Origin of the sequence: Streptomyces cinereospinus (genome assembly GCF_042430725.1) — a bacterium.
Taxonomy (GTDB): Bacteria; Actinomycetota; Actinomycetes; order Streptomycetales; family Streptomycetaceae; genus Streptomyces; species Streptomyces cinereospinus.
Map to the genome: position 1 here is coordinate 1 of NZ_JBHMCY010000013.1, position 20,868 is coordinate 20,868.

Below are 20,868 nucleotides of genomic sequence, written 5' to 3' on the forward strand. Positions count from 1 at the left end.
GCCGTGGGCCGGCGGGCGCCGTGGGCCGGCGGGCGCCGTGGGCCGGCGGGCGCCGTGGGCCGGCGGGCGCCGGTCGAGGTGCGGGTCGTGGGGCTGCGCGAACTCGCCGTCGAGATCGCGCCCGCCGGCACCAACGGCCTCCCCGGGCGGGCCCTGTCCGCCGCGCTCTCCGCGCTGACCTCTGCGGACGGGCCGATCGTCGGCACGCCGGTGTTCCCGGCGTCGTACCGCGGGCTGTTCACGTCCTTCGTCGACGTGCTGGAGCCGGACGCCCGGGCCGGCAGGCCGGCACCGGCCGCGGCGACCGGCGGCACCGCCCGCCGCTCGCTGGTGCTGGAGCACGCCATACGGCCGCTCTTCGCCTGTCTGAGGGCCGTCGTCGTCCCGACCGGCGTGTTCGCCGCCACGGAGGACTGGGGCGGCGAGGGGCTGGACGGGCGGATCGAGCGGGCGGCGGGGGAGCCGGCGGGCCTGCCGGCGGGGGCGCCCGCCGGCCCGCCGGCCGCCGCGGCGGACGCCGGCGTGGTGCCCTTCGGGGAACAGCCGGCCGACCTGCGCGGGGCCGGGTGAGAGGCCGGTAAGAGGATCGGCGGCCGTTCGCCCGCCCGGACGTGGCGCCGCCGCGCTTTGCCACACTGGACGAATGCCCCCGACTGTGCTGCTCGCCGAGGACGACCGCGCGATCCGTCACGCCCTGGAACGCGCCCTGACCCTGGAGGGCTACCGGGTCACCGCGGTCGCCGACGGCGCCGAGGCGCTGGCGCAGGCCCACCGCACCCCGCCGGACGTGCTGGTGCTGGACGTGATGATGCCGGAGAGGGACGGGCTCCAGGTCTGCCGGGAGCTGCGCGCGCAGGGCGACCGGACGCCGATCCTGATGCTGACGGCGCTGGTGGAGACGGCCGACCGGATCGCGGGGCTGGACGCGGGCGCCGACGACTACGTCGTGAAGCCGTTCGACGTGGAGGAGGTCTTCGCCCGGCTGCGGGCCCTGCTGCGGCGTACGGCGGCCGGACCCGCCGCCGTCGACGTACCGGAGCGGGCGCCGCTGCCCGAGCGGCGGATCGCGGCGGCGGGGCTGCGGATGGACCCGCGGGCGCGGCGGGCGTGGCGCGGGGCGCGGGAGCTGGAGCTGACGCGCACCGAGTTCGAGCTGCTGGAGCTGCTGGTGCGCAACGAGGGGATCGTGCTCGACCACTCCACGATCTACGACCGGATCTGGGGGTACGACTTCGGGCCGGGCTCGAAGAACCTCGCGGTGTACGTGGGCTACCTGCGCCGGAAGCTGGACGAGCCGGGGGCGCCGCAGCTGATCCACACCGTGCGCGGGGTGGGTTACGTGCTGCGGGAGGGCTGAGTGGGGCTGCTGCGGGGCGGGCCCGGTTCCCGGACGGGGGCCGGTGCCGGGATCGGCGCCGGGGGGCGGTGGCGGCCGCGGCTGGTGTCGTTGCGGACGACGTTCGCCGTGTCCTTCGCGACGGTGACCGCCGCCGTCACCGTGCTCGTCGGCATCCTGTCCTACAGCGCCGCCGCCCGGCTGGTCCGCGTCGACCAGCAGTCCGTCTTCGACGAGGTCGTGCGGGATCTGCGCGGCGAGGTCAGCGAGCGCCGTATGGTCCCGGAGGACTTCTCCTCCGCACCGGGGCACGAGTTCGTCCGGCCCGCCCGTACGGATGTGCAGGTGCTCGGCCCGGACGGCAGGGTCGTCTACCCGGGCAGCCCCGGGCTGCCGGTGACCGGCGCCGACCGGGCGGTCGCGAGGGCGGCCCGGGCCGGGGCGCTGGCCCAGCACCAGGACGTCGACGTCGGGGACGACGTGTACCGGGTCGCCACGGTCGCGCTGGGCGGCGGGCGGGGCGCGGTGCAGGTGGCGCAGGAGTCCAGCGACACCGAGGACCTGCTGCGGGCGCTTCAGCAGCGCACGCTGCTGCTGATGGCGGCGGTGGTGACCGGGGCGGGGCTGTTCGGGTGGTGGCTGGCGCGGCGGATCACCCGTCGGCTGGTGATCCTGACGTCGGCGGCGGAGGCGGTGGCCCGTACCCGGCGGCTCGGCATCGACGTGCCCGTGACCGGCAGCGACGAGGTGGGGCGGCTCGGCCGCGCGTTCGACCGGATGCTCGGCCGGCTCGCGCAGTCGGAGGAGGACCAGCGGCGTCTGGTGCAGGACGCGGGGCACGAGCTGCGGACGCCGCTGACCTCGCTGCGGACCAACATCTCGCTGTTGCGGCGGATCGAGGAGCTGCCGCCCGGGGCGCGGGACGAGCTGGTCGCCGACCTGGGCCAGGAGGCGCGCGAACTGACCGACCTGGTGAACGAGTTGGTCGACCTGGCGGCCGGGCAGTCGGACGCCGAGCCGCCCCGGCGGGTGGACGTCGCCGACCTCGCGGAGGACGTCGCGGGCCTGGCGCGGCGGCGGACCGGGCGGCGGATCGAGGTGCGCGCGAGCGGTGACACGACCACGGAGGGCAGGCCGGGGATGCTGAGCCGGGCCATGACCAACCTGGTGGAGAACGCGGCCAAGTTCGACGCCGACGGCACCGCCCCGATCGAGATCGTGGTGTCCGGCCCGGCCCGGCCGGGGGCGATCCGGGTGGAGGTCCACGACCGGGGCCCGGGGGTGGCGGACGCCGACCTGGTCCGCGTCTTCGACCGCTTCTACCGCGCGGCGGACGCCCGCTCCCTGCCGGGGTCGGGGCTGGGCCTGTCGATCGTCCGCGAGGTGGCACTGGCCCACGGCGGCGCGCCGTTCGCCTGGCGGCGGGAGGGCGGCGGGGTGGTCATGGGGTTCACGGTGGGCGGGGGTCCGGGGGCCGAGGGCTGAAGGGTGGCTGTCCGGTGCACGGTGGGGGAGGGTGATGGCTGTCCGGTGCGCGGTGATGGGGGAGGGTGATGGCTGTCCGGTGCACGGTGATGGGGGAGGGTGACGGCTGGCCGGTTCACAGCCGGGGAAAAGTGACGGCTGCCCGGTGCACGGTGGGGGAAGGGCGGCGGCTGGCCGGTTCACGGTGGGCCGGTGCGCGGGGACTGTGGACTGAACGGCGGCTGTCCGACTCGTGGTGGGCAGCGGCCCGGGAGCCGGGACTGAACGGCGGCTGCCCCCGGCGACCGCTCGCACGGACGCCGTGCGGTGACGGCACGTCAGCCGCTCGCCACGGCCGGGGCGTCACCCCTTCCGCCCCGCCCGCCCTTCCGGTTGCAGACCGGCAGACGCTGTAGCACCGTGGAAGACGAGGGCCCGGAGCCGCACTCCCCGTCCGCGCGCGGCCCGGCGGGCAGGCGGGACGGCGACACGGCGGCGGCCTCCCGGCCCCCGAATGGCCGATCCGTCAAGGACCCGATGCCCCGCCCGCCTTGGGCGAGGCCCGCGGCCCGGCGCGCCGTCGGCTTCCAGTGGTCACACATCGATGAGCAGGTGGTTCCATGTCCACGCGCATGTCACGCATGTCGCGCATGTCTCCCAGGTCGCGCGCCTTCGCGGTACTGGCTGCCGCGGCGATCGGCAGCCCGCTGCTGCTCGCCGCCCCGGCCCAGTCCGTCGAGATGGGCACGGTGACCTACTCCGGCAAGGTGAGCTGCGAGACCCGGTTCCCCGCGCCCAGTAAGGCCGTTCCCACCCAGGTCGCCCTCTCCAGCGGCGCGGCCGCGGACCGCAAGGCGACGGACATGGTCGACAACGACGGTCTGCGCACCGCCGATTACGGGCCGGTCGACATCGTCGTGCCGCTGGACTCCACCTTCCAGCTCAGGGTCGCGGTCACCTGCAAGGCTCCGGGCAAGAAGGCCGGCGTGTTCAACCGGCAGGTCGAGCAGAAGGCCCTCACCGACGAGGACGCGCTCAAGGTCGACCTGAAGTAGCGCGCGGTGTGAACGGTGCCCGCCCGTGAGGGAACTTACGGGCGGGCACCGGCCTGCGCCGTCAGGCGGGCGGCACGGCGGCGCCGGTCTCTCCGGTCACCGGGCACTCGGCGGACGGTGCCCGGTCTCTCCGGTCACCGGGCACTCGGCGGACGGTGCCCGGTCCCTCCGGTCACCGGGCGCCGTCCGCCGGGAAGGTGCGGTCCAGCACGCCGCGCACCGTCCTGATCTCCTGCTTCCACGCGTCGCCCGCCAGGACGGTGTGGTCCCAGGTGACGACGGGGTCGCCCCCGATCACGCAGTAGCCGTAGACATGGCCGGCGATGTCGTCCGTGAAGAGGTGGTCGAAGTGGAACGACCCCTCGAACGCCAGCCACGCGATGCCCTGGGCGTGCGCGGACGCCCTGCGCAGGCACTCGCGCAGGTAGGGGGCGAAGACCAGGTCGGTGTCCCGGAAGGTGAGGTCGTACTCCCAGACGGCCGCCTCCGCGCGCCCTCCCCCCGGCCCGGCGGACATCCGGTAGGCGTGCACCTCGTCCGGACGCATGCCGGCCTGGGCGAACTCCTGCGCGGCGAGGCGTGACTCGACGCCGCCCACCGTGAAGAGACCGAAGATCGCGGGACCGCTCCAGGTGACGGCTTCCTTGACGGAATTCACCACAGACCTCACTTCGTCAGGTTCTCGGCCTTGGGCATGACAGCAGTACTGATCTTCCCCGTGTGCAGGAACCGTCACCAAGGCTGTCGCCCGGCCCCCGCGCTGACACATACATCTGTCCGACTTTCCGCGATCCTCACGCCGACTCGACACGTTTCACCGTGGCCACTCGGTCAACTTCAGGCGTCTTTCCCATGGCCGAACGAGGTGGTCCGTTTCATGGGGTGTTCACCTCGGGTGCCGATCATCAACTCGCCCGGCATACGAACAAGTTGACGAATCGTCGTCGATGCGTCCGCAATGCCGGGGTGGTTGCTCGATTCAGCTGCTCAAGGCAAGGGACACGTATGAGATTGCTTTCCCGGGCGGTGGCCGCCGGTGTCACCGCCGGACTCGCCGTACTGGCGTACACGGCCGGTGCTCCCCGTGACACGGAGACCGCGGGGGTGCGCACGGTGGCCGGTGAGGCGCCGGGGTACGCGGTGGAGGACTTCGCGTACCCGCAGGCCGACAAGATCCTTCAGGAACGAGGGATCCTCCTCAAACGCGGAGACGGGCACATCGTCCTCGCCGACTGCGGCCCGGCCGGACTGCTGGAGGTGTGGGCACGCAGCCAGGACCGGATCTGCTTCCGGGTCACCGGCAACGAGGGCTACCTCAGCCTGGAGGTGCCCGCCGTCTACGCGGTCAAGGGCAACGCCTACCAGACCGAGGTCAGCATGACCGTCGACAACGAGGAGAAGACCTTCGAGGTCGACGAGAACGCCTGGACGCCGGTCGGGGAGAGCGCCGATCCGGACGGCCGCCAGCACATGCTCGTGGAGATCGTCACCACCAAGTAGCCGCCGGACAGGCCTTTTTCACGGACCGGCGGGCCGCCGCGCGGCCGGGTCCGTCCGAACCCGTCCCAAGGAACAGGAACATGCCCAGACCCCGTAACACCCGCCTGACCGCGCTCGCCGCGTTCAGCGCCGCCTGCACGGCGGTCCCGACGATGGTGTTCGCCACCCCGGCCCAGGCCGTGGTCGGCACGCCCGCGGCCGCCAACGCCCACCCCTTCACCGCGCGCCTGGACATAGGCGACGGCCGGCGCGCCTGCTCCGGCACGCTGGTCTTCGTCGACTGGCTGCTCACCGCCGCCAGCTGCTTCGCCGACAACCCCGCCGTGAGCCTGGAGGTGCCCGCGGGCGCGCCCGCGCTGCCGACCACCGCCACCGTCGGCCGCACCGACCTGACCGGCACCGCCGGGCAGGTGCGCAACGTCGTCCAGCTCGTGCCCCACCCCGACCAGGACCTCGTCCTGGCCAAGCTGGCCAGCCCGGTCCTCGGCATCACCCCCGTGGCGCTCAGCGCCGGCGCTCCCGCAGCCGGGGAGGAGCTGCGGGTCGCCGGATACGGTCGCACCGCGGACGAGTGGGCGCCGCTGCGCCTGCACACCGGCACCTTCACCGTGGACGCGGTGAACCCGACCGAGATCGGCATCACCGGCAAGGACGGCGCCGCCGTCTGCGCGGGCGACACCGGCGGTCCCGCCTTCCGCGAGGCCGGCGGGACCGTGCAGCTGGTCGGCGTCAACAGCCGTTCCTGGCAGGGCGGTTGCTTCGGCACGGACGAGACCGAGACCCGTACCGGCGCGATCGGCGTCCGCATCGACAAGGTGCGCAACTGGATCAACGCCAACGTCGGGCCGGTCTGCACGGCCACCGGCGCGCTCTACTCCGTCACCCCGGCCGGCAGCCTGCTGCGCCGGAACGTCAGCGACCCCGCCAACGGCACGGTCACCGTCCCCGAGTCCCTCACCGTCGACTCCGGCTGGAACCAGTACCCCCGCGTCCTGGCCGGCCCCGGCGCCGGCTTCTACGGCATCAAGTCCGACGGCGTCTACTTCAGCCACCGCGTCGCCTCCACCGGCGAGTGGGACATCCACCACCGGAAGATCAGCACCGGCCTCACCACGTATCAGCTGGCCGAGAACCACAACAAGATCAGCATCGACCGCACCGGCCACATCTGGCACGTCGACGGCGGCGGCGACCTGCGCTGGGTCCAGTACACCAGCGCCACCGACAGCTGGAACCCGGCCGGCAACAAGAAGATCGACTCCGGCTGGGGCCGGTACAGCCACATCGTCGCCACCGACGACGGCGTGCTGTACGGCGTCGACGCGGCCACCGGTCACCTGCTGCGCTCGCGCTACGACTTCGCGAGCGAGCGCTGGCTCCAGCGCCACACCACCGTCAGCTGGGCCGACTGGCGCGACTCCGAGGACATCACGTCCTTCGGCGGCGACGTGATCATGCGCGTCAAGGCCAACGGCGACGTGCGCCACTACCGCTTCCACGAGCCGTCCGGCAACTTCGACGGCGTCTACAACCTGCTCATCGGCTCCGGCACCCACTGGGCCGGCTACACCAGCGTGAGCGGCGCCCCGGACTCCTGCCGCCTGCGGGCCGACCACACGCCCGAGTCCCCGGCCGTCGCCGTCGACCCCACCAGCCCGGCCGACGTCATCCAGACGTCCACCGGTGAGCTGGAGTACGCCTACACCGACAGCGCGGGCCGCCTCGTGCACGGCCGGCAGACCAACCCGGCCGACCTCGGCACCCTCCAGTGGACGACCGGCCCGGACACCGAGAAGTTCTCCGGCGCGCCGCAGCTCGCCGAGCAGCCCGACGGGGCGGTGGCGCTGACCGCGCAGCGCCTCGACAGCCAGACGTGGTGGCGCCGGCACGGCGCGGGCAGCACCGCGTGGGGGAACTGGGTCAACCTGGCGGGCGCGATGCAGGGACGCCCGGTCACCGCCGAGCGGCCCGACGGCGTGCTGGTGCAGTTCGCCGTCGACGCCGAGGGCACGCCCTGGTACCGCGCCCAGCAGCGGCCCAACGTCGACTTCATGAGCTGGATCCGGCTCGACGGCGAGGGCTTCGCCGGACCGCTCACCGCCGTGACCGTCCGCGACGGCATCCAGCTCTTCGGCGCCGACACCACGGGCCGGCTGCGCACCGCGGCCTTCAGGGACGGCGCGGTCGGCCCCTGGACCGCCCTCGGCGACCAGAAGATCACCCACGCTCCGTCGGTGGTCGTCTACCCCGGCTACCGGCTCGGCGTCTACGCCCGCAGCGCCGGCGGCAAGGTCGTCGGCCTCGTGCAGCCGGGTGAGGGGACGGCGTTCCCCGCCGCCTGGACCCAGGTCGGCGACCTGACCGCGGCGGGCACCCCGTCCGCCGTGGTGAACCCGGTCACCGGCTTCACGCAGGTCGTCGCCCGGGCGGCGGACGGCACGGTCCACACCACCCGTGAGACCGTCCAGGGCGCCTTCGGCACGTGGCAGGCCTGGCAGCAGGCCGGCACCGAGCGGTCGGCCACCGATCCCACCGCGTTCACCTACACCACCGGTACGGGGTCCGGCTGGGCCTACGTCTACCGCACCGACGCCGACCAGGCCCGTGTGCGGCAGGGCGGTACCGGCGCGTGACCCGGTAGCGGCCGCACGGCCGGGCACCCGTCCCGGCCGTGCGGCCCGCACGGCCGCTATCGTCGCTGCGATCAGCCGAAGCGCGGAGCCCGCATGCACCAGATGGAACAGCCGGAACAGCCGGAACAGCCGGAACAGCCGGAACCCACGGCCCCCAGGGAACCCCGGGGACGGACGGGACGACCCGCCTCGCCGGGGGGACCGAAAGGCGGTGCCGTCGTCGCGTCCGGTCGCGGATGGCCGCGCTCCTGGCCGCTGCTCCTGCTCGCCGCCGCCGTCGTCCCCGGCGCGCTGCTGGTCGCGGCCGACCGCTGGGCGGACGCGCCGGCCGTGCAGGCCTGGCGGACGGTGTGCCTGGCCGTCACCGTGCAGGCACTGCCGTTCCTGCTGCTCGGCACCGCCCTGTCGGGCGCCATCGACGCCTTCGTACCGGCCCGGGTGTTCCAGCGGCTGCTGCCGAAGCGGCCCGCGCTCGCCGTGCCGGTCGCCGGTGCCGCCGGGGTCGTCCTGCCCGGCTGCGAGTGCGCGTCGGTGCCGGTCGCGAGCAGCCTGATCGGCCGGGGCGTCACCCCGGCCGCCGCGTTCGCGTTCCTGCTGTCGGCGCCCGCCGTCAACCCGATCGTGCTGACCGCCACGGCCGTGGCGTTCCCCGGCAGCCCGGAGATGGTGCTGGCCCGGCTGCTCGCCTCGCTCGTCACGGCGGTGGCGATGGGCTGGCTGTGGCTGGCACTGGGCCGCACGGAGTGGCTGAAACCGGCTCCCCGGCACACCGGCCACCACCCCGGCCACAGCCGCTGGCACGAGTTCCGGCGCGGCTTCCAGCACGACTTCCTGCACGCGGGCGGCTTCCTCGTCGTCGGCGCCATGGCCGCGGCCACGTTCAACGTCGCGGTCCCGCGCTCCGTACTGGACGCGTTCGCCGGCTCGCCGTGGCTGTCCGTGCTGTTCCTGGCCGCGCTCGCCGTCCTGCTCGCGGTCTGCTCGGAGGCCGACGCGTTCGTGGCGGCGTCGCTCACCGGGTTCTCGCCGGTCGCCCGGCTGACGTTCATGGTGGTCGGGCCGATGGTCGACGTGAAGCTGATCGCGTTGCAGGCGGGCACGTTCGGCCGGGCCTTCGCGATCCGCTTCTCCGCCGCCACCACCGTCGTGGCGATCCTGTCCAGCGCACTGATCGGAGCGGTCCTGCTGTGAAGCGCCCCTTCCAGGTCACCCTGCTCGCCCTCAGCGGCCTCGGCGTCCTGCACGCCTCCCTCGTCACCGACCTGTACCTGCGGTACGTGAAGGAGGGCATGCGCCCACTGCTGATCGGCTCCGGCCTGCTGCTGCTCGCCCTGGCGGGCGCGGAGGCGTGGTGGGGGAGGACGGAACAGGACGGGGACGGCCACCGGGATCACGCCGGGGGCGGTGAGGGGGACGGCCCTGGGCGTCACGCCGGGGGCGCGAGCGGGGACGGGGGCGGCCATCCGGATCACGCCGGGGACGGGGAAGGCCACGCGCCCGACGCCGGAAACGGCCACGACCACTCCCGCACCCCCAAGGTCGCCTGGCTCCTGTTCCTCCCGGCCCTCAGCCTGCTCTTCTACGCCCCACCGGCGCTCGGCGCCTTCACCGCCTCCCGGGAGACGCCCAAGGCCGTGGCGCAGGAGGAGCACTTCGACCCGCTGCCGACGGCCTCGCCCCTGCCGATGACGCTCACCGACTTCACCCAGCGGGTGCAGCAGGACCGCGAGCGGGCGATCCAGGGCCGTACGGTCCAGCTGACGGGGTTCGTCACACCGGCCCCCGGTGACGGCGACGGCTGGTACCTGACCCGGCTGATGCTCAGCTGCTGCGCGGCGGACGCCCAGTCGGTACGGGTCCGCGTCCACGGCATCCCGGCCCCGCCGGCCGACACCTGGGTCACCCTGACCGGGACCTGGCACCCGTCCGGCACCCTGGGCACCGAGTCGGCCGCCCCCGGGCTGGACGCCCACACCCTCAAGGAAATCCCGAAACCGACGAACGGCTACACGGACGCCCTGCCGCTGCCGCCGCCCTGACTGTCGGTTCGAGAACAGCAAGCCGTCTTTCCGCCCGCACCATCCCGTGCGCGGAGTACCGCCAGTGAGAGTCACCCCTTGCCGTTGACGTGACTTCCGTCATGTATCTCCGTAAACAGCGGTACGGCATCGACCTCGCCGGCCGAGCCGGTCCGCCGTGTCGGCCACCACCCCGGATGCTCACGCGTGGGTGGGGGACCGCCATCGGCCTGCTCGCCGGAAGGGACGTCGCCGAGCTCGACGCTCCAGCGGTCACACCGAGCCGGCTTCCGGGGGACGCGGCCGTCGAGGTCGATGCCAACGTGATGGTGACGCACAGCCAGGTCGGTGTGCGCCAGGCCGGCGCGGTGCTGTGCCTGCGGCATCCGCCCCGGTACCGGGAGCAGTTTCGCGTCTGGCCCAGGACAGCGAGTACCGAGTCCGGCACACACTGGCAGAAGCAGCGGCTCAGGCTGATTCCCAAGTGTCCGAATGCGCGAACGTGATGCTGGAACGTCTGGCCTGCGACCCTCGGCACAGCGTCCGCGTTGCAGCCGCCCCCCGGCCCCATGAGTGAAGGACTGCCCTCACACGGCGCGGACCATCACCGTGAGGACCGGTGAGGCCGGAGACGGCCGGCTCCGCCCTATGTCCTCGTACCCCCATGACGCGTACAGCGCCTGGACCTTCCCGTCCCCGGCGGCCGGATTGACCATGAGTGTGACGAAGGGTTCCTCGCGGGTGGCGAGGAGGGCGTCGTGGATGCGTCGGGCCGTGCCGGTCCCCCGCCAGGCCGGACGGACGCCGATCTCCTTCAGTGCCACGGCGGGGCGCTCGGTGTACCTCTCCGCCGGGGGCGGGCTGGTGCGCTGCCAGTAGCGGTCGCCGTGTTCGATGGTGTTGCCGTAGGCGTAGCCGACCGGATGTCCGCCCGCGTACGCGAGGACGGTCGCGAAGCCGGGTTCGGCGCCGTGCCGGTCCAGGCGCTCGCCGAACGCGGTGATCGCGTAGTTCGGCAGGTGCAGCAGCGGGGCACGCACGTTGGCGTACACGTCGAGGAGATCGGCGCGGACGGGATCCAAGATGGTGAACGTGCGCAGTTCGATGGCGGACGGCGTGGTCATGCGGCCGTCCTCCAGGCGGCGGTGTGCTCGGTCCAGGTCTGGACGATGGTCCCCGAGGCGGTGGCGCGCAGCGCGGCCCCGAACTCCTGCAGCATCCGCGAGACCCGGGCGTGCCGGGTGGCGGCGTCGGACGGGACCCGCATCGCGGTGGCCGTGGCGGTCTCGGCGGCACCCTGGGCGAGCTGGGAGTGGGCGAGCCGAGTGGTGGTGATGGCCCGGGACCGGACCATGTGGGGACGTAGAGCGGAGAGGCAACGGTGGGCGTGGTACTCGGCGGTCGGGTAGTCGCCGAGCGACAGGTACGCCGACAGGGCCAGGGAGTCCAGTTCGGCCTGGTCGTAGAAGGCGAGCATCCAGACAGGCCGGTGGTCGGCGGGGTCGGCGCGCAGCATGGCTTCCTGCGCCTGCTCCAAGGCCTGGCGGGCTCCGCTGCGGTCCTGAGCTGCGCCGTGGATGGCTGCCTGGCGGGCAAGTCCGAGCGACGCGAACAGAGGGTCTCTGCGGGTGACGTGGAGATTGCGGGCGACATCGTTGGCAGCGAAGGCGTCGGCGGACCGGCCCATGTGCCGGTACATGGTGCCCGCATGACTCCAGATGCGGAACTTGATCGCCTGGTCGCCGGACATCTCGGCGAGAGCCTGGGCCTCGCGCATGTGCGCTTCGGCGTCGTCGTAGCGTCGGCCGTCGATGGCGGCCCACATCGCTGAGGAACGGAAGGCCGCCGCGGAGGCGTAGAGGCTGCTGCGTACGCGTTGCGAGGCGCTGCCGGAGTTCTGAAGGTTCAGCGCCTCGTCCGCGAGCGCCGCGGCCCGCTGTTCGATATCGAGGTGTCCGCCGTGGCGGTGGTCGCTGGCGATGATTTCGGCGAAGCGCTCCTGCAGGCGCGTGACGTCGCTCATGCCGATGCGGCGTGGCACTGCGGTACCGGGCGCGGCCAGTGCTGAGGCGGCGGCCACTGCGATGCCGCCGACCAGGGTGCGGCGTTTCATGTCGGGATCCTCCTGCTGCGGTGTGGCTGGGGCTGACGGAGGTCGGCCCCGTGGCACGAACCCCAGGGCGACAGCGGGCAGGCCGCTGACGTCCTCGAGTGCTGTGCGCGTTGCCGACTTGGGCCAGGTGACCCGACCCGCCTTCCAGTCCCGGACCGATGAACCGTCGAGGCCGCCATGGCGCCCGGTCAGCCGCTCTAATGCCCTGTTCACAGCGTCGGCCAGGCGGTTGGAGCTGTAACCGTGTTCGGCCATCCACGCCTCAAGGACAGTGTTGCGCGTGGTGTCCATGCGCGCACGGTAGCGCTCGCGTCCCAGCGCTCGCCACGTAAACGGCAGGTCAAATCACCCTAGGTCTCTTCGTGGGGTGGCGACCTGATCGCCCTAACCGGAGCGCGTCTCCGTGGAGTTGGCTGGTTGCAGGCCGTCGGCGCGACCCTTCGTGCGGACGGCTGTTGACGGCCCGGCCTGCCCGTGGGGTGCTCCGACGGGGTGGGCGCGGGCGCCGAGACGACACGAAGGCTCTATCCCTATGACGAGTCTCAGTACGCCGGCTCAGGCCACAAGTGACGGCCGTTCCGCTTACAGTCAGACCTTCCTGTGCGAGCCGTCCGCGGCCGAGATCGGCCGCGAGCGCGTACGGGCCATCCTCACCATGTGGCGGCTCGACAACCTCGCAGAGCGTGCCACGCTGATCGTCACGGAGCTCATGGCGAATGCGGCCAGGCACACCCCGTGCCACGAGATCCGCCTGATCATCGGGAGACCGAGCGCGACCCTGGTCCGTGTCGGGATCGTGGACCGGGAACCGTTCCGCCTGCCGGCTCTCACTCAGGCTGGTGAAGCGGACGAGTCGGGCCGTGGACTGCTCCTTGTCGACGCGGTCGCCGACCGATGGGGCTACGACCTGCTCTGGTCAGGCAGACGTCCATACGCCAAAGAGGTCTGGGCCGAGCTTCGCACCAGGGGCGACGAGTGAGCCCCTCATCACGACGGAATCACGCCCCTGACAAACCTGCCCCGGCCTTACGCGACCCCGGCTCAGGGCCACACCAAGCAATACGGCTGATGCCCCGCCTCATGCAGCCGGTGGCTGAAGTCCTGCCACTCGTGCAGCAGTTGGTACACCTTGAACGCGTCCCGCGGCCCGCCCCGGTCCGGGACCGTCGACCAGATGAAGGCCGCCGCGCCCACCGCCTCCTCGCCGATGCCGCGCAGGGGGTCGACGACGGTCATGGGGAGCTTGACGACGGCGTAGTCGGGGTGCAGGACGACCAGTTCGAGCGGGGGGACCTTGTGCAGGGGGACGCCCTCGATGCCGGTCAGCACCATCGCGGCCATCATCTCCGGCTTGATCTTGGTGAACATGCCGTTCATGCCGAGTTCGTCGCCGCCGAGTTCCTCGGGGCGCATCGAGATCGGGACGCGGGCCGCGGTCGCGCCGTCCGGCGCGCCGAAGTACTTGTACGTCACCCCCACCCGACCACCATTCCTGCTCCCGGCCCGGAGTCGGTCCAGCCGCTCGGGCTCACTCGGCACACCCTGTGTCTGACGTGTTTCGGCCGTGTCCTCCGCGTCGCGCCGGTGCCTTCCCCGCCGGGCGCGTCGAGGACCCAGGTCATCAGTCCCCTCGCCCAGTCCGCCACCGCGATGCATATCTCCACCCGACTGCTTTTCTAGGACGCGTGGCCCCCGCCGCGCAACCCGATCATCGTGTCAGTGACCTCCCCCACGGCCGCACGCCGAAACGTACGTCGAAACACCTGTCCGCAGGATCTTCGCAGCCCCTGGAGGCCGCGCCCCACGGGAGCCGTGTGTATCGGGTCCCAGTTTCGCAGACGGAGCGGGGTGGAGGAGGATCGATCACGGGGTGCCGCGGCCTACCCTGAGGTAGTCACTGGCAACCGGAAGTCCGAGAAGTCCGAGAAGTCGGAGAAGTCGCAGGTCATGAGCGAACTGCCCTATTCATACGAAGCGCCTGTCTCGCAGGCTCTGTTCGACCGTGCGGCCGCCGTCACGCCCGGCGGCGTCAACTCGCCGGTGCGCGCCTTCCGCGCCGTGGGCGGCACGCCCCGGTTCATGGTGTCCGGCAGCGGGCCGTACCTGACCGACGCGGACGGGCGGGAGTACGTCGACCTGGTGTGCTCCTGGGGGCCCATGATCCTCGGGCACTCCCACCCGGAGGTGATCGCCGCCGTGCGGGAGGCGGTCGCGCGCGGTACGTCGTTCGGCACGCCCGGCGAGGGCGAGGTCGCGCTCGCCGAGGAGATCGTTGGCCGGATCGGGCCGGTCGAGCAGGTGCGGCTGGTCTCCAGCGGCACCGAGGCGACGATGTCCGCGATCCGGCTCGCCCGCGGTTTCACCGGGCGGTCCAAGGTGATCAAGTTCGCCGGGTGCTACCACGGGCACGTCGACGCGCTGCTCGCCGCCGCGGGCAGCGGCCTGGCGACGTTCGCGCTGCCGGACACCCCGGGCGTCACCGGCGCCCAGGCCGGCGACACCATCGTCCTGCCGTACAACGATCTGGAAGCCGTGCACGCCGCCTTCCACGCCCACCCCGGCGAGATCGCCTGCGTGATCACCGAGGCGTCCCCCGGCAACATGGGCGTCGTACCGCCGCTGCCCGGCTTCAACCAGGGGCTGAAGGACGCCTGCGCGCAGAACGGGGCGCTGTTCGTCTCCGACGAGGTGATGACCGGCTTCCGGACCAGCCGCTCCGGGTGGTTCGGCGTCGACGGCGTGGTCCCCGACCTGATGACCTTCGGCAAGGTGATGGGCGGCGGCTTCCCCGCCGCCGCGTTCGGCGGGCGCGCGGACGTCATGGCGCACCTCGCCCCGGCCGGCCCCGTCTACCAGGCCGGCACCCTCTCCGGGAACCCGGTCGCCACCGCCGCCGGCCTCGCCCAGCTGCGGCTCCTCGACGACGCGGCGTACGCCACGGTCGACGAGGTGTCGCGGCAGATCCAGGGGCTGGTCGGCGAGGCGCTCACCAAGGAGGGCGTCGCGCACACCGTGCAGAACGCCTCCAACATGTTCTCGGTGTTCTTCACCGACCGGGCCGTGCGCGACTACGAGGGCGCCAAGGCGCAGGCGTCGTACCGCTTCACCGCCTTCTTCCACGCCATGCTGGCGGGCGGCGTCTACCTGCCGCCGTCGGCCTTCGAGTCCTGGTTCGTGTCCACCGCGCACGACGAGCGCGCGGTGCAGCGGATCGCCGACGCCCTGCCGGCGGCGGCCCGCGCGGCGGCGGAGGCCACGGCATGAGCGCGCGGGACACCACCGTCGTCCACCTGATGCGGCACGGCGAGGTCGCCAACCCGGACGGGATCCTGTACGGGCGGCTGCCCGGGTACCACCTGTCCGAGCTGGGCCGGCAGATGGCCGACCGGGTCGCGGAGCACCTCGCCGGCCGCGACGTCGCCCACGTCGTGGCGTCCCCGCTGGAGCGGGCGCAGGAGACGGCCGCGCCGATCGCCAAGGCGCACGGGCTGGAGCCGGCGACCGACCCGCGGCTGATCGAGGCCGGCAACGTCTTCCAGGGCAAGACCTTCGGCGTGGGCGACGGGGCGCTGCGCAGCCCCGGCAACTGGCGGCACCTGGTCAACCCGTTCCGGCCGTCGTGGGGTGAGCCGTACGCCGCGCAGGTCATCCGGATGATGGGCGCGCTGGACGCGGCGAAGGACGCGGCGCGCGGGCACGAGGCGGTGCTGGTCAGCCACCAGCTGCCGATCTGGATCGTGCGGTCGTACGTCGAGAAGCGGCGGCTGTGGCACGACCCGCGCCGCCGGCAGTGCACGCTCGCGTCGCTGACCACCTTCACCTACGAGGGCGACCGGATCGTCTCCGTCGGGTACTCCGAGCCCGCGCGCGACCTCGTGCCGCCCCACCTCCTCGCGGGTGCCAAGCCGGTGAAGGGGAAGGACAAGGCCTTCGGGGCGTAGGCAGTCCCAGTGACGGCTTTCGTTGCAGTTGTTCCCGAATGCCGGCTTACGGGCGGAGCCTCCTCGTTCGCGGTGGCCTCCGACTGGGTGACCAGCACGGAGCGCGACGGACGGGGACGGCATGCGTCACCTCGGTCGACGGGGAGCGAGGGGGCCCGGCGCGGGGGCCGCGGCCGGCCCGGGGCTCACCGGACGCGGAACGCTCAGCTCCGCGGACGGGCCGGTCCGCGCACACGGTTCCGGCCGCGCCCCCGCGAGCGGCCCCGCGCCCACCGCCCGCCCGCCCGGCGGCGGCTCGACCGCCTTCACCGGCGGGCCGCCCCACCGGCCGCCCCGGTCCCGAGCCGCTGGAGCCGGGGCGGACCCCGCCGCGGTCCGGGCTGCGCCCGCTCGACGTGGGACAGGCCCCCGCGGAGGGCTGGAAGGGCTTCGTCCCGCCGCCCCCGGCCGGTGCCACCGGGACCCGGAACACCGCCTGAGATGCGCGTTCCGTCCCGCGAGGGGGGTGCGCAAGATCCCCAGAACGGGCATGCGAAACTTTTCACATGAGTGCCGCCCGTCGCGCCCGTAGCCGTACCGCCCTGCTCGCCGCCTCCGGCGCCGCCGCCGCCGCGCTGCTGCTGTCCGCGTGCACCTCCGGCGGCACGTCCGGGGGCGGCGGAGACACCAACTTCGTGGCCGGCTCGGACGGCATCGACACCGTCGAGAAGGGCGAGCGGACGGCCGCGCCCGACCTGTCCGGCAAGAGCCTCGACGGCGGGCAGCTCGACGTCGCCGACTACAAGGGCCAGGTCGTCGTGCTGAACGTGTGGGGCTCGTGGTGCGGACCGTGCCGGGCCGAGGCCAAGAACCTCGAAACGGTCTACCGGGACACCAAGGACCAGGGCGTCCAGTTCGTCGGCATCAACACGCGGGACACCAGCAACGGTCCCGCGCTCGCCTTCGAAAAGGAGTTCGGCGTCACCTACCCGAGCCTGTACGACCCCACCGGCCGGCTGATGCTCCGGTTCGCCAAGGGCACGCTCAACCCGCAGGCCATCCCCTCCACGCTCGTCATCGACCGGGACGGCAGGATCGCCGCGCGCACCCTCCAGCCGCTCAGCGAGGAGAAGGTGCGCGAGATGCTCGACCCGGTCCTCGCGGAGAAGTGACGTGACCGCAGTGACCGAGCTCGCCGCCACCGGGCTGAACGACACCGTGCGCAACGGAGCCCTGCTGCTCGCGCTGCCCGTCGCCCTGATCGGCGGCCTCGTCTCCTTCTTCTCCCCCTGCGTCCTGCCGCTCGTCCCCGGCTACCTGTCGTACGTCACCGGCGTCACCGGCACCGACCTGGCCGAGGCCCGGCGCGGGCGGATGGTCACCGGCGCCTCGCTCTTCGTCCTCGGCTTCACCGCCGTGTTCGTCTCCGGCGGGGCGCTGTTCGGCTACTTCGGCTCGACGCTGCTGGAGCACCAGGACACGCTGACGAAGGTGCTCGGCGTGCTCATGGTCCTCATGGGCGTGTTCTTCATGGGGCTGATGCCCTGGCTCACCCAGCGGGAGTTCCGCTTCCACACCCGGCCGGCGGCCGGGCTGGCCGGCGCCCCGCTGCTGGGCGCGCTGTTCGGCATCGGCTGGACGCCCTGCATCGGCCCGACCCTCGCCTCCGTGCTGGCGCTCTCCTCCAACCAGGCCAGCGCGGGACGCGGCGCGGTCCTCACCGTCGCCTACTGCCTCGGCCTCGGCGTGCCCTTCGTGCTCGCCGCGGTGGCCTTCCGCAAGGCCCTCGGCGCCTTCGGCTGGGTCAAGCGCCACTATGTGTGGGTGATGCGCATCGGCGGGATCATGATGATCGCGACCGGTGCGCTGCTGCTGACCGGCGCCTGGGACCGCCTGGTGCAGGAGATGCAGACCTGGTCCAACGGCTTCACTGTGGGGATCTGACCGATGAGCAAGACGACGACGAGCGCCGCCGAGAACCAGACCCCGGACCAGACCCGGGACCAGAGGCCGGACCAGACCCCGGACCAGGACCAGGACCAGGATCTCGGCGCGGCCGGCTCCCAGCTGTCCACCGCGCCCGCCGAGGAGGCACCGAACCTCCCGGCGCTCGGCGTCGTCGGCTGGGCCCGCTGGTTCTGGCGGCAGCTCACCTCCATGCGGGTGGCGCTGCTGCTGCTCCTGCTGCTGTCGCTGGCCGCCATCCCCGGCTCGCTGATCCCGCAGACCGGCGTCGACGCCACCCAGGTCGCCGACTTCCGCGAGCGGCACGAGACCCTCGCGCCGGTCTACGACAAGCTCGGCCTGTTCCACGTCTACAGCTCGGTGTGGTTCTCCGCGATCTACATCCTGCTGTTCGTCTCCCTGATCGGCTGCATCGTCCCGCGCACCTGGCAGTTCGCCGGCCAGCTGCGCGGCCGCCCGCCGGCCGCGCCGAAACGGCTGACCCGGCTGCCCGCCCACACCACCTGGCGCACCGCGGCCGAGCCCGAGCAGGTCCGCCGGGCCGCGCTCGCCCTGCTGAAGAAGCGCCGCTTCCGCGCCCATGTCTCCGGTGACGCGGTCGCCGCCGAGAAGGGCTATCTGCGGGAGGTCGGCAACCTCGCCTTCCACATCGCGCTGATCGTGATGCTGGTCGCCTTCGCCTGGGGCCAGCTGTTCAAGTCCGAGGGCAACAAGCTGATCCTGGAGGGCGACGGCTTCGCCAACACCCTCACCCAGTACGACGACTTCAAGTCCGGCAACCTCTTCACCCCGGACGACCTGGACCCGTTCAGCTTCACCCTGAAGGACTTCCACGGCACCTACGAGGCCACCGGCCCCAACCGGGGCACCCCGCGCACCTTCGAGGCGAGCGTCACCTACAGCGTCGGCGCCTACGGCCGGGACCGGACGAGCACGATCAAGGTCAACGAGCCGCTGGAGATCGACGGCTCCAAGGTCTACCTGGTCAGCCACGGCTACGCCCCGGTCGTCACCGTCCGGGACGGCAAGGGCGAGGTCGTGCTGGACAAGGAGGCCGTGCCGCTGCTGCCGCTGGACGCCAACGTCACCTCCTCCGGCGCGATCATGGTCCGGGACGGCTACCGCGACGCCCGGGGCGAGTGGGACCAGCTCGGCTTCAACGCCTTCTTCGTGCCGAGCTTCGCCGGCGAGGGCAACGGCACGATGCTCTCCCAGTTCCCGGCGCTGCTGAACCCGCGGCTCGCGCTCTCGGCGTACCACGGCGACCTGGGAGTCAACTCCGGCATCCCGCAGAGCGTGTACCAGCTGAACCAGAAGAACCTCACGGAGTTCAAGGACTCCGAGGGAGAGCTGTTCATGCGGCGGCTGGCGATCGGCGAGACCATGACGCTGCCGGACGGGGCCGGCTCGGTCACGTTCGAGGGCGTCAAGGAGTGGGCCGGCTTCCAGATCACCCGGCAGCCGGGCAGCGGCTGGGCGCTGGCCGGAGCCGTCGCCGCGATCCTGGGCCTGGCCGCCTCCCTGTTCGTCCAGCGCCGCCGCGTCTGGGTGCGCGCGGTGCGCGGCGCCGACGGCGTCACCGTCGTCGAGATGGCCGGCCTCGGCCGCAGCGAGTCCGCGAAGGTGCCGGAGGAGCTCGGCGACCTCGCCGGGGCGCTGTACGAGCGGGCGCCGGGCGCGCCCGGTCCCGACGACGACCATCCAGATTCGCCCGATCCCGACGTCGTACCTGCCGAAGGGGCTGAGAAGTGACTCTCGCCGCCGCGACCAATGAGAACCTCGCGGACCTCAGCAACACGCTGATCTACTCCGCGATGGCCGTCTACACCTTGGCCTTCTTCTCCTACACCGCCGAATGGATCTTCGGCAGCCGCAGCAAGGTCGGCCGCACCGCGGCCGCGCTCACCACCACCGCGAGAGGCGCGGCCCCGGCCGTCACCGTGCGCAGGGACGGCGGGACCGCCGTACTGGAGCGGCCGAAGGTCGTGGTCCGGGCCGCGGCCGGCAGCCGGGACGTGCCCGACGGGCCCGGGGCGCACGGGGGGACCGAGAAGGGCGACCTGTACGGGCGGATCGCCGTGTCCCTCACGGTGCTGGCGTTCCTCGTGCAGTTCGGCGGTGTGCTCAGCCGGGCCCTGTCGGTGCAGCGGGCGCCGTGGGGCAACATGTACGAGTTCAACATCACCTTCTCCACCGTCGCCGTCGGGGTGTACCTGACGCTGCTGGCGTTGAAGAAGGACGTCCGCTGGCTCGGCCTGCCGCTGGTCACCACCGTCCTGCTCGACCTCGGCCTGGCCGTCACCGTCCTGTACACCGCCAGCGACCAGCTGGTGCCCGCCCTGCACTCGTACTGGCTGTACATCCACGTCTCCACCGCGATCGTGTGCGGTGCCGTCTTCTACGTGGGCGCGGTCTCGGCGCTGCTCTACCTCTTCCGCGACTCCTACGAGAACAAGCTCGCGGGCGGCGGCACACCGGGGCGGTTCGCCGGTTCGGTGCTGGAGCGGCTGCCCGCCGCGGCCTCGCTCGACAAGTTCTCCTACCGGGTCAACGCCGCCGTCTTCCCGCTGTGGACGTTCACGATCATCGCGGGCGCGATCTGGGCGGGCGACGCGTGGGGCCGCTACTGGGGCTGGGACCCCAAGGAGACCTGGTCGTTCATCACCTGGGTCGCCTACGCCGGCTACCTGCACGCCCGTGCCACGGCCGGCTGGAAGGGCCGCAAGGCCGCCTACCTGGCGCTGATCGCGTTCGGATGCTGGCTGTTCAACTACTACGGCGTGAACATCTTCGTCTCCGGCAAGCACTCCTACGCCGACGTCGGCCTCGGCGCGCTCCGGTCCGCCGGCTTCTGACCCCTCGCA

At 72.6% G+C, this 20,868-nt stretch carries 19 protein-coding genes; 15 read left to right on the plus strand and 4 right to left on the minus strand.

The genetic code is table 11. The features are described from left to right. Positions 1 to 3 precede the first annotated feature (3 nt). The 4 genes from ACFF45_RS09065 (at position 4) to ACFF45_RS09080 (ending at position 3,855) form a co-directional block, all read left to right on the plus strand. On the plus strand, positions 4 to 570 hold the full coding sequence (locus tag ACFF45_RS09065) for an NAD(P)H-dependent oxidoreductase (RefSeq protein WP_381344623.1): 567 nt from the start codon (positions 4 to 6) through the stop codon (positions 568 to 570). A 73-nt stretch (positions 571 to 643) separates the two neighbouring features. Then, positions 644 to 1,357, plus strand: coding sequence for a response regulator transcription factor (locus ACFF45_RS09070; protein ID WP_381344353.1), 714 nt, complete (start codon positions 644 to 646; stop codon positions 1,355 to 1,357). Between the two features lie 51 nt (positions 1,358 to 1,408). Beyond that, a complete protein-coding gene (locus ACFF45_RS09075) occupies positions 1,409 to 2,821 on the plus strand; it encodes a sensor histidine kinase (RefSeq protein ID WP_381344626.1) in 1,413 nt (470 codons plus the stop codon). Positions 2,822 to 3,450: 629 nt separating this feature from the next. Next, positions 3,451 to 3,855, plus strand: coding sequence for a hypothetical protein (locus tag ACFF45_RS09080; RefSeq protein ID WP_381344356.1), 405 nt, complete (start codon positions 3,451 to 3,453; stop codon positions 3,853 to 3,855). 172 nt (positions 3,856 to 4,027) lie between these two features. Here ACFF45_RS09080 and ACFF45_RS09085 read toward each other — a convergent pair whose 3' ends face one another. Then, positions 4,028 to 4,513, minus strand: a complete 486-nt coding sequence (locus tag ACFF45_RS09085) for a hypothetical protein (RefSeq protein WP_381344359.1) — start codon at positions 4,511 to 4,513, stop codon at positions 4,028 to 4,030. A gap of 347 nt (positions 4,514 to 4,860) precedes the next feature. Between ACFF45_RS09085 and ACFF45_RS09090 the strand changes: the two genes are divergently transcribed. The 4 genes from ACFF45_RS09090 (at position 4,861) to ACFF45_RS09105 (ending at position 10,027) form a co-directional block, all read left to right on the plus strand. Continuing rightward, positions 4,861 to 5,355, plus strand: a complete 495-nt coding sequence (locus ACFF45_RS09090) for a hypothetical protein (RefSeq protein WP_381344360.1) — start codon at positions 4,861 to 4,863, stop codon at positions 5,353 to 5,355. Between the two features lie 80 nt (positions 5,356 to 5,435). Continuing rightward, positions 5,436 to 7,988: a tachylectin-related carbohydrate-binding protein gene (locus ACFF45_RS09095; RefSeq protein WP_381344363.1), complete on the plus strand. Its 2,553-nt coding sequence runs from the start codon at positions 5,436 to 5,438 to the stop codon at positions 7,986 to 7,988. 102 nt (positions 7,989 to 8,090) lie between these two features. After that, the gene (locus ACFF45_RS09100; RefSeq protein ID WP_381344627.1) at positions 8,091 to 9,179 is read left to right on the plus strand and encodes a permease; all 1,089 of its coding nucleotides are present in this window, start codon (positions 8,091 to 8,093) and stop codon (positions 9,177 to 9,179) included. Continuing rightward, a complete protein-coding gene (locus ACFF45_RS09105; protein ID WP_381344365.1) occupies positions 9,176 to 10,027 on the plus strand; it encodes a TIGR03943 family putative permease subunit in 852 nt (283 codons plus the stop codon). Before ACFF45_RS09100 ends, ACFF45_RS09105 begins: the two co-directional genes overlap by 4 nt. A gap of 566 nt (positions 10,028 to 10,593) precedes the next feature. Here the strand turns inward: ACFF45_RS09105 and ACFF45_RS09110 are convergent. Continuing rightward, positions 10,594 to 11,130, minus strand: coding sequence for a GNAT family N-acetyltransferase (locus ACFF45_RS09110; protein WP_381344368.1), 537 nt, complete (start codon positions 11,128 to 11,130; stop codon positions 10,594 to 10,596). Beyond that, positions 11,127 to 12,410, minus strand: a complete 1,284-nt coding sequence (locus ACFF45_RS09115; RefSeq protein ID WP_381344371.1) for an NsdA family TPR-like regulatory protein — start codon at positions 12,408 to 12,410, stop codon at positions 11,127 to 11,129. The genes ACFF45_RS09110 and ACFF45_RS09115 overlap by 4 nt, the downstream gene beginning before the upstream one ends. 241 nt (positions 12,411 to 12,651) lie before the next feature. Between ACFF45_RS09115 and ACFF45_RS09120 the strand changes: the two genes are divergently transcribed. After that, the gene (locus ACFF45_RS09120) at positions 12,652 to 13,098 is read left to right on the plus strand and encodes an ATP-binding protein (RefSeq protein ID WP_381344374.1); all 447 of its coding nucleotides are present in this window, start codon (positions 12,652 to 12,654) and stop codon (positions 13,096 to 13,098) included. A gap of 62 nt (positions 13,099 to 13,160) precedes the next feature. On the opposite strand, the gene ACFF45_RS09125 is transcribed toward ACFF45_RS09120, so the two are convergent. Beyond that, entirely contained in the window at positions 13,161 to 13,775 is a 615-nt protein-coding gene (locus ACFF45_RS09125; protein ID WP_381344376.1) for a hypothetical protein, read from the minus strand. Positions 13,776 to 14,066: 291 nt separating this feature from the next. On the opposite strand from ACFF45_RS09125, the gene hemL reads away from it, so the two are divergent. The 6 genes from hemL to ccsB all read left to right on the plus strand — a co-directional run bounded on the left by hemL (position 14,067) and on the right by ccsB (position 20,859). Further along, positions 14,067 to 15,383, plus strand: a complete 1,317-nt coding sequence (gene hemL, locus ACFF45_RS09130; protein ID WP_381344379.1) for a glutamate-1-semialdehyde 2,1-aminomutase — start codon at positions 14,067 to 14,069, stop codon at positions 15,381 to 15,383. After that, complete coding sequence (locus ACFF45_RS09135; RefSeq protein WP_381344382.1) at positions 15,380 to 16,060, plus strand: histidine phosphatase family protein; 681 nt, start codon at positions 15,380 to 15,382, stop codon at positions 16,058 to 16,060. Before hemL ends, ACFF45_RS09135 begins: the two co-directional genes overlap by 4 nt. 545 nt (positions 16,061 to 16,605) lie before the next feature. Continuing rightward, positions 16,606 to 17,211, plus strand: a complete 606-nt coding sequence (locus tag ACFF45_RS09140; RefSeq protein WP_381344385.1) for a TlpA family protein disulfide reductase — start codon at positions 16,606 to 16,608, stop codon at positions 17,209 to 17,211. Position 17,212: 1 nt separating this feature from the next. Next, complete coding sequence (locus ACFF45_RS09145) at positions 17,213 to 17,983, plus strand: cytochrome c biogenesis CcdA family protein (protein ID WP_381344387.1); 771 nt, start codon at positions 17,213 to 17,215, stop codon at positions 17,981 to 17,983. A gap of 3 nt (positions 17,984 to 17,986) precedes the next feature. Continuing rightward, the gene (gene resB, locus ACFF45_RS09150; protein ID WP_381344390.1) at positions 17,987 to 19,756 is read left to right on the plus strand and encodes a cytochrome c biogenesis protein ResB; all 1,770 of its coding nucleotides are present in this window, start codon (positions 17,987 to 17,989) and stop codon (positions 19,754 to 19,756) included. Next, positions 19,753 to 20,859, plus strand: a complete 1,107-nt coding sequence (ccsB, locus tag ACFF45_RS09155; protein ID WP_381344392.1) for a c-type cytochrome biogenesis protein CcsB — start codon at positions 19,753 to 19,755, stop codon at positions 20,857 to 20,859. The genes resB and ccsB overlap by 4 nt, the downstream gene beginning before the upstream one ends. Positions 20,860 to 20,868: the final 9 nt, after the last annotated feature.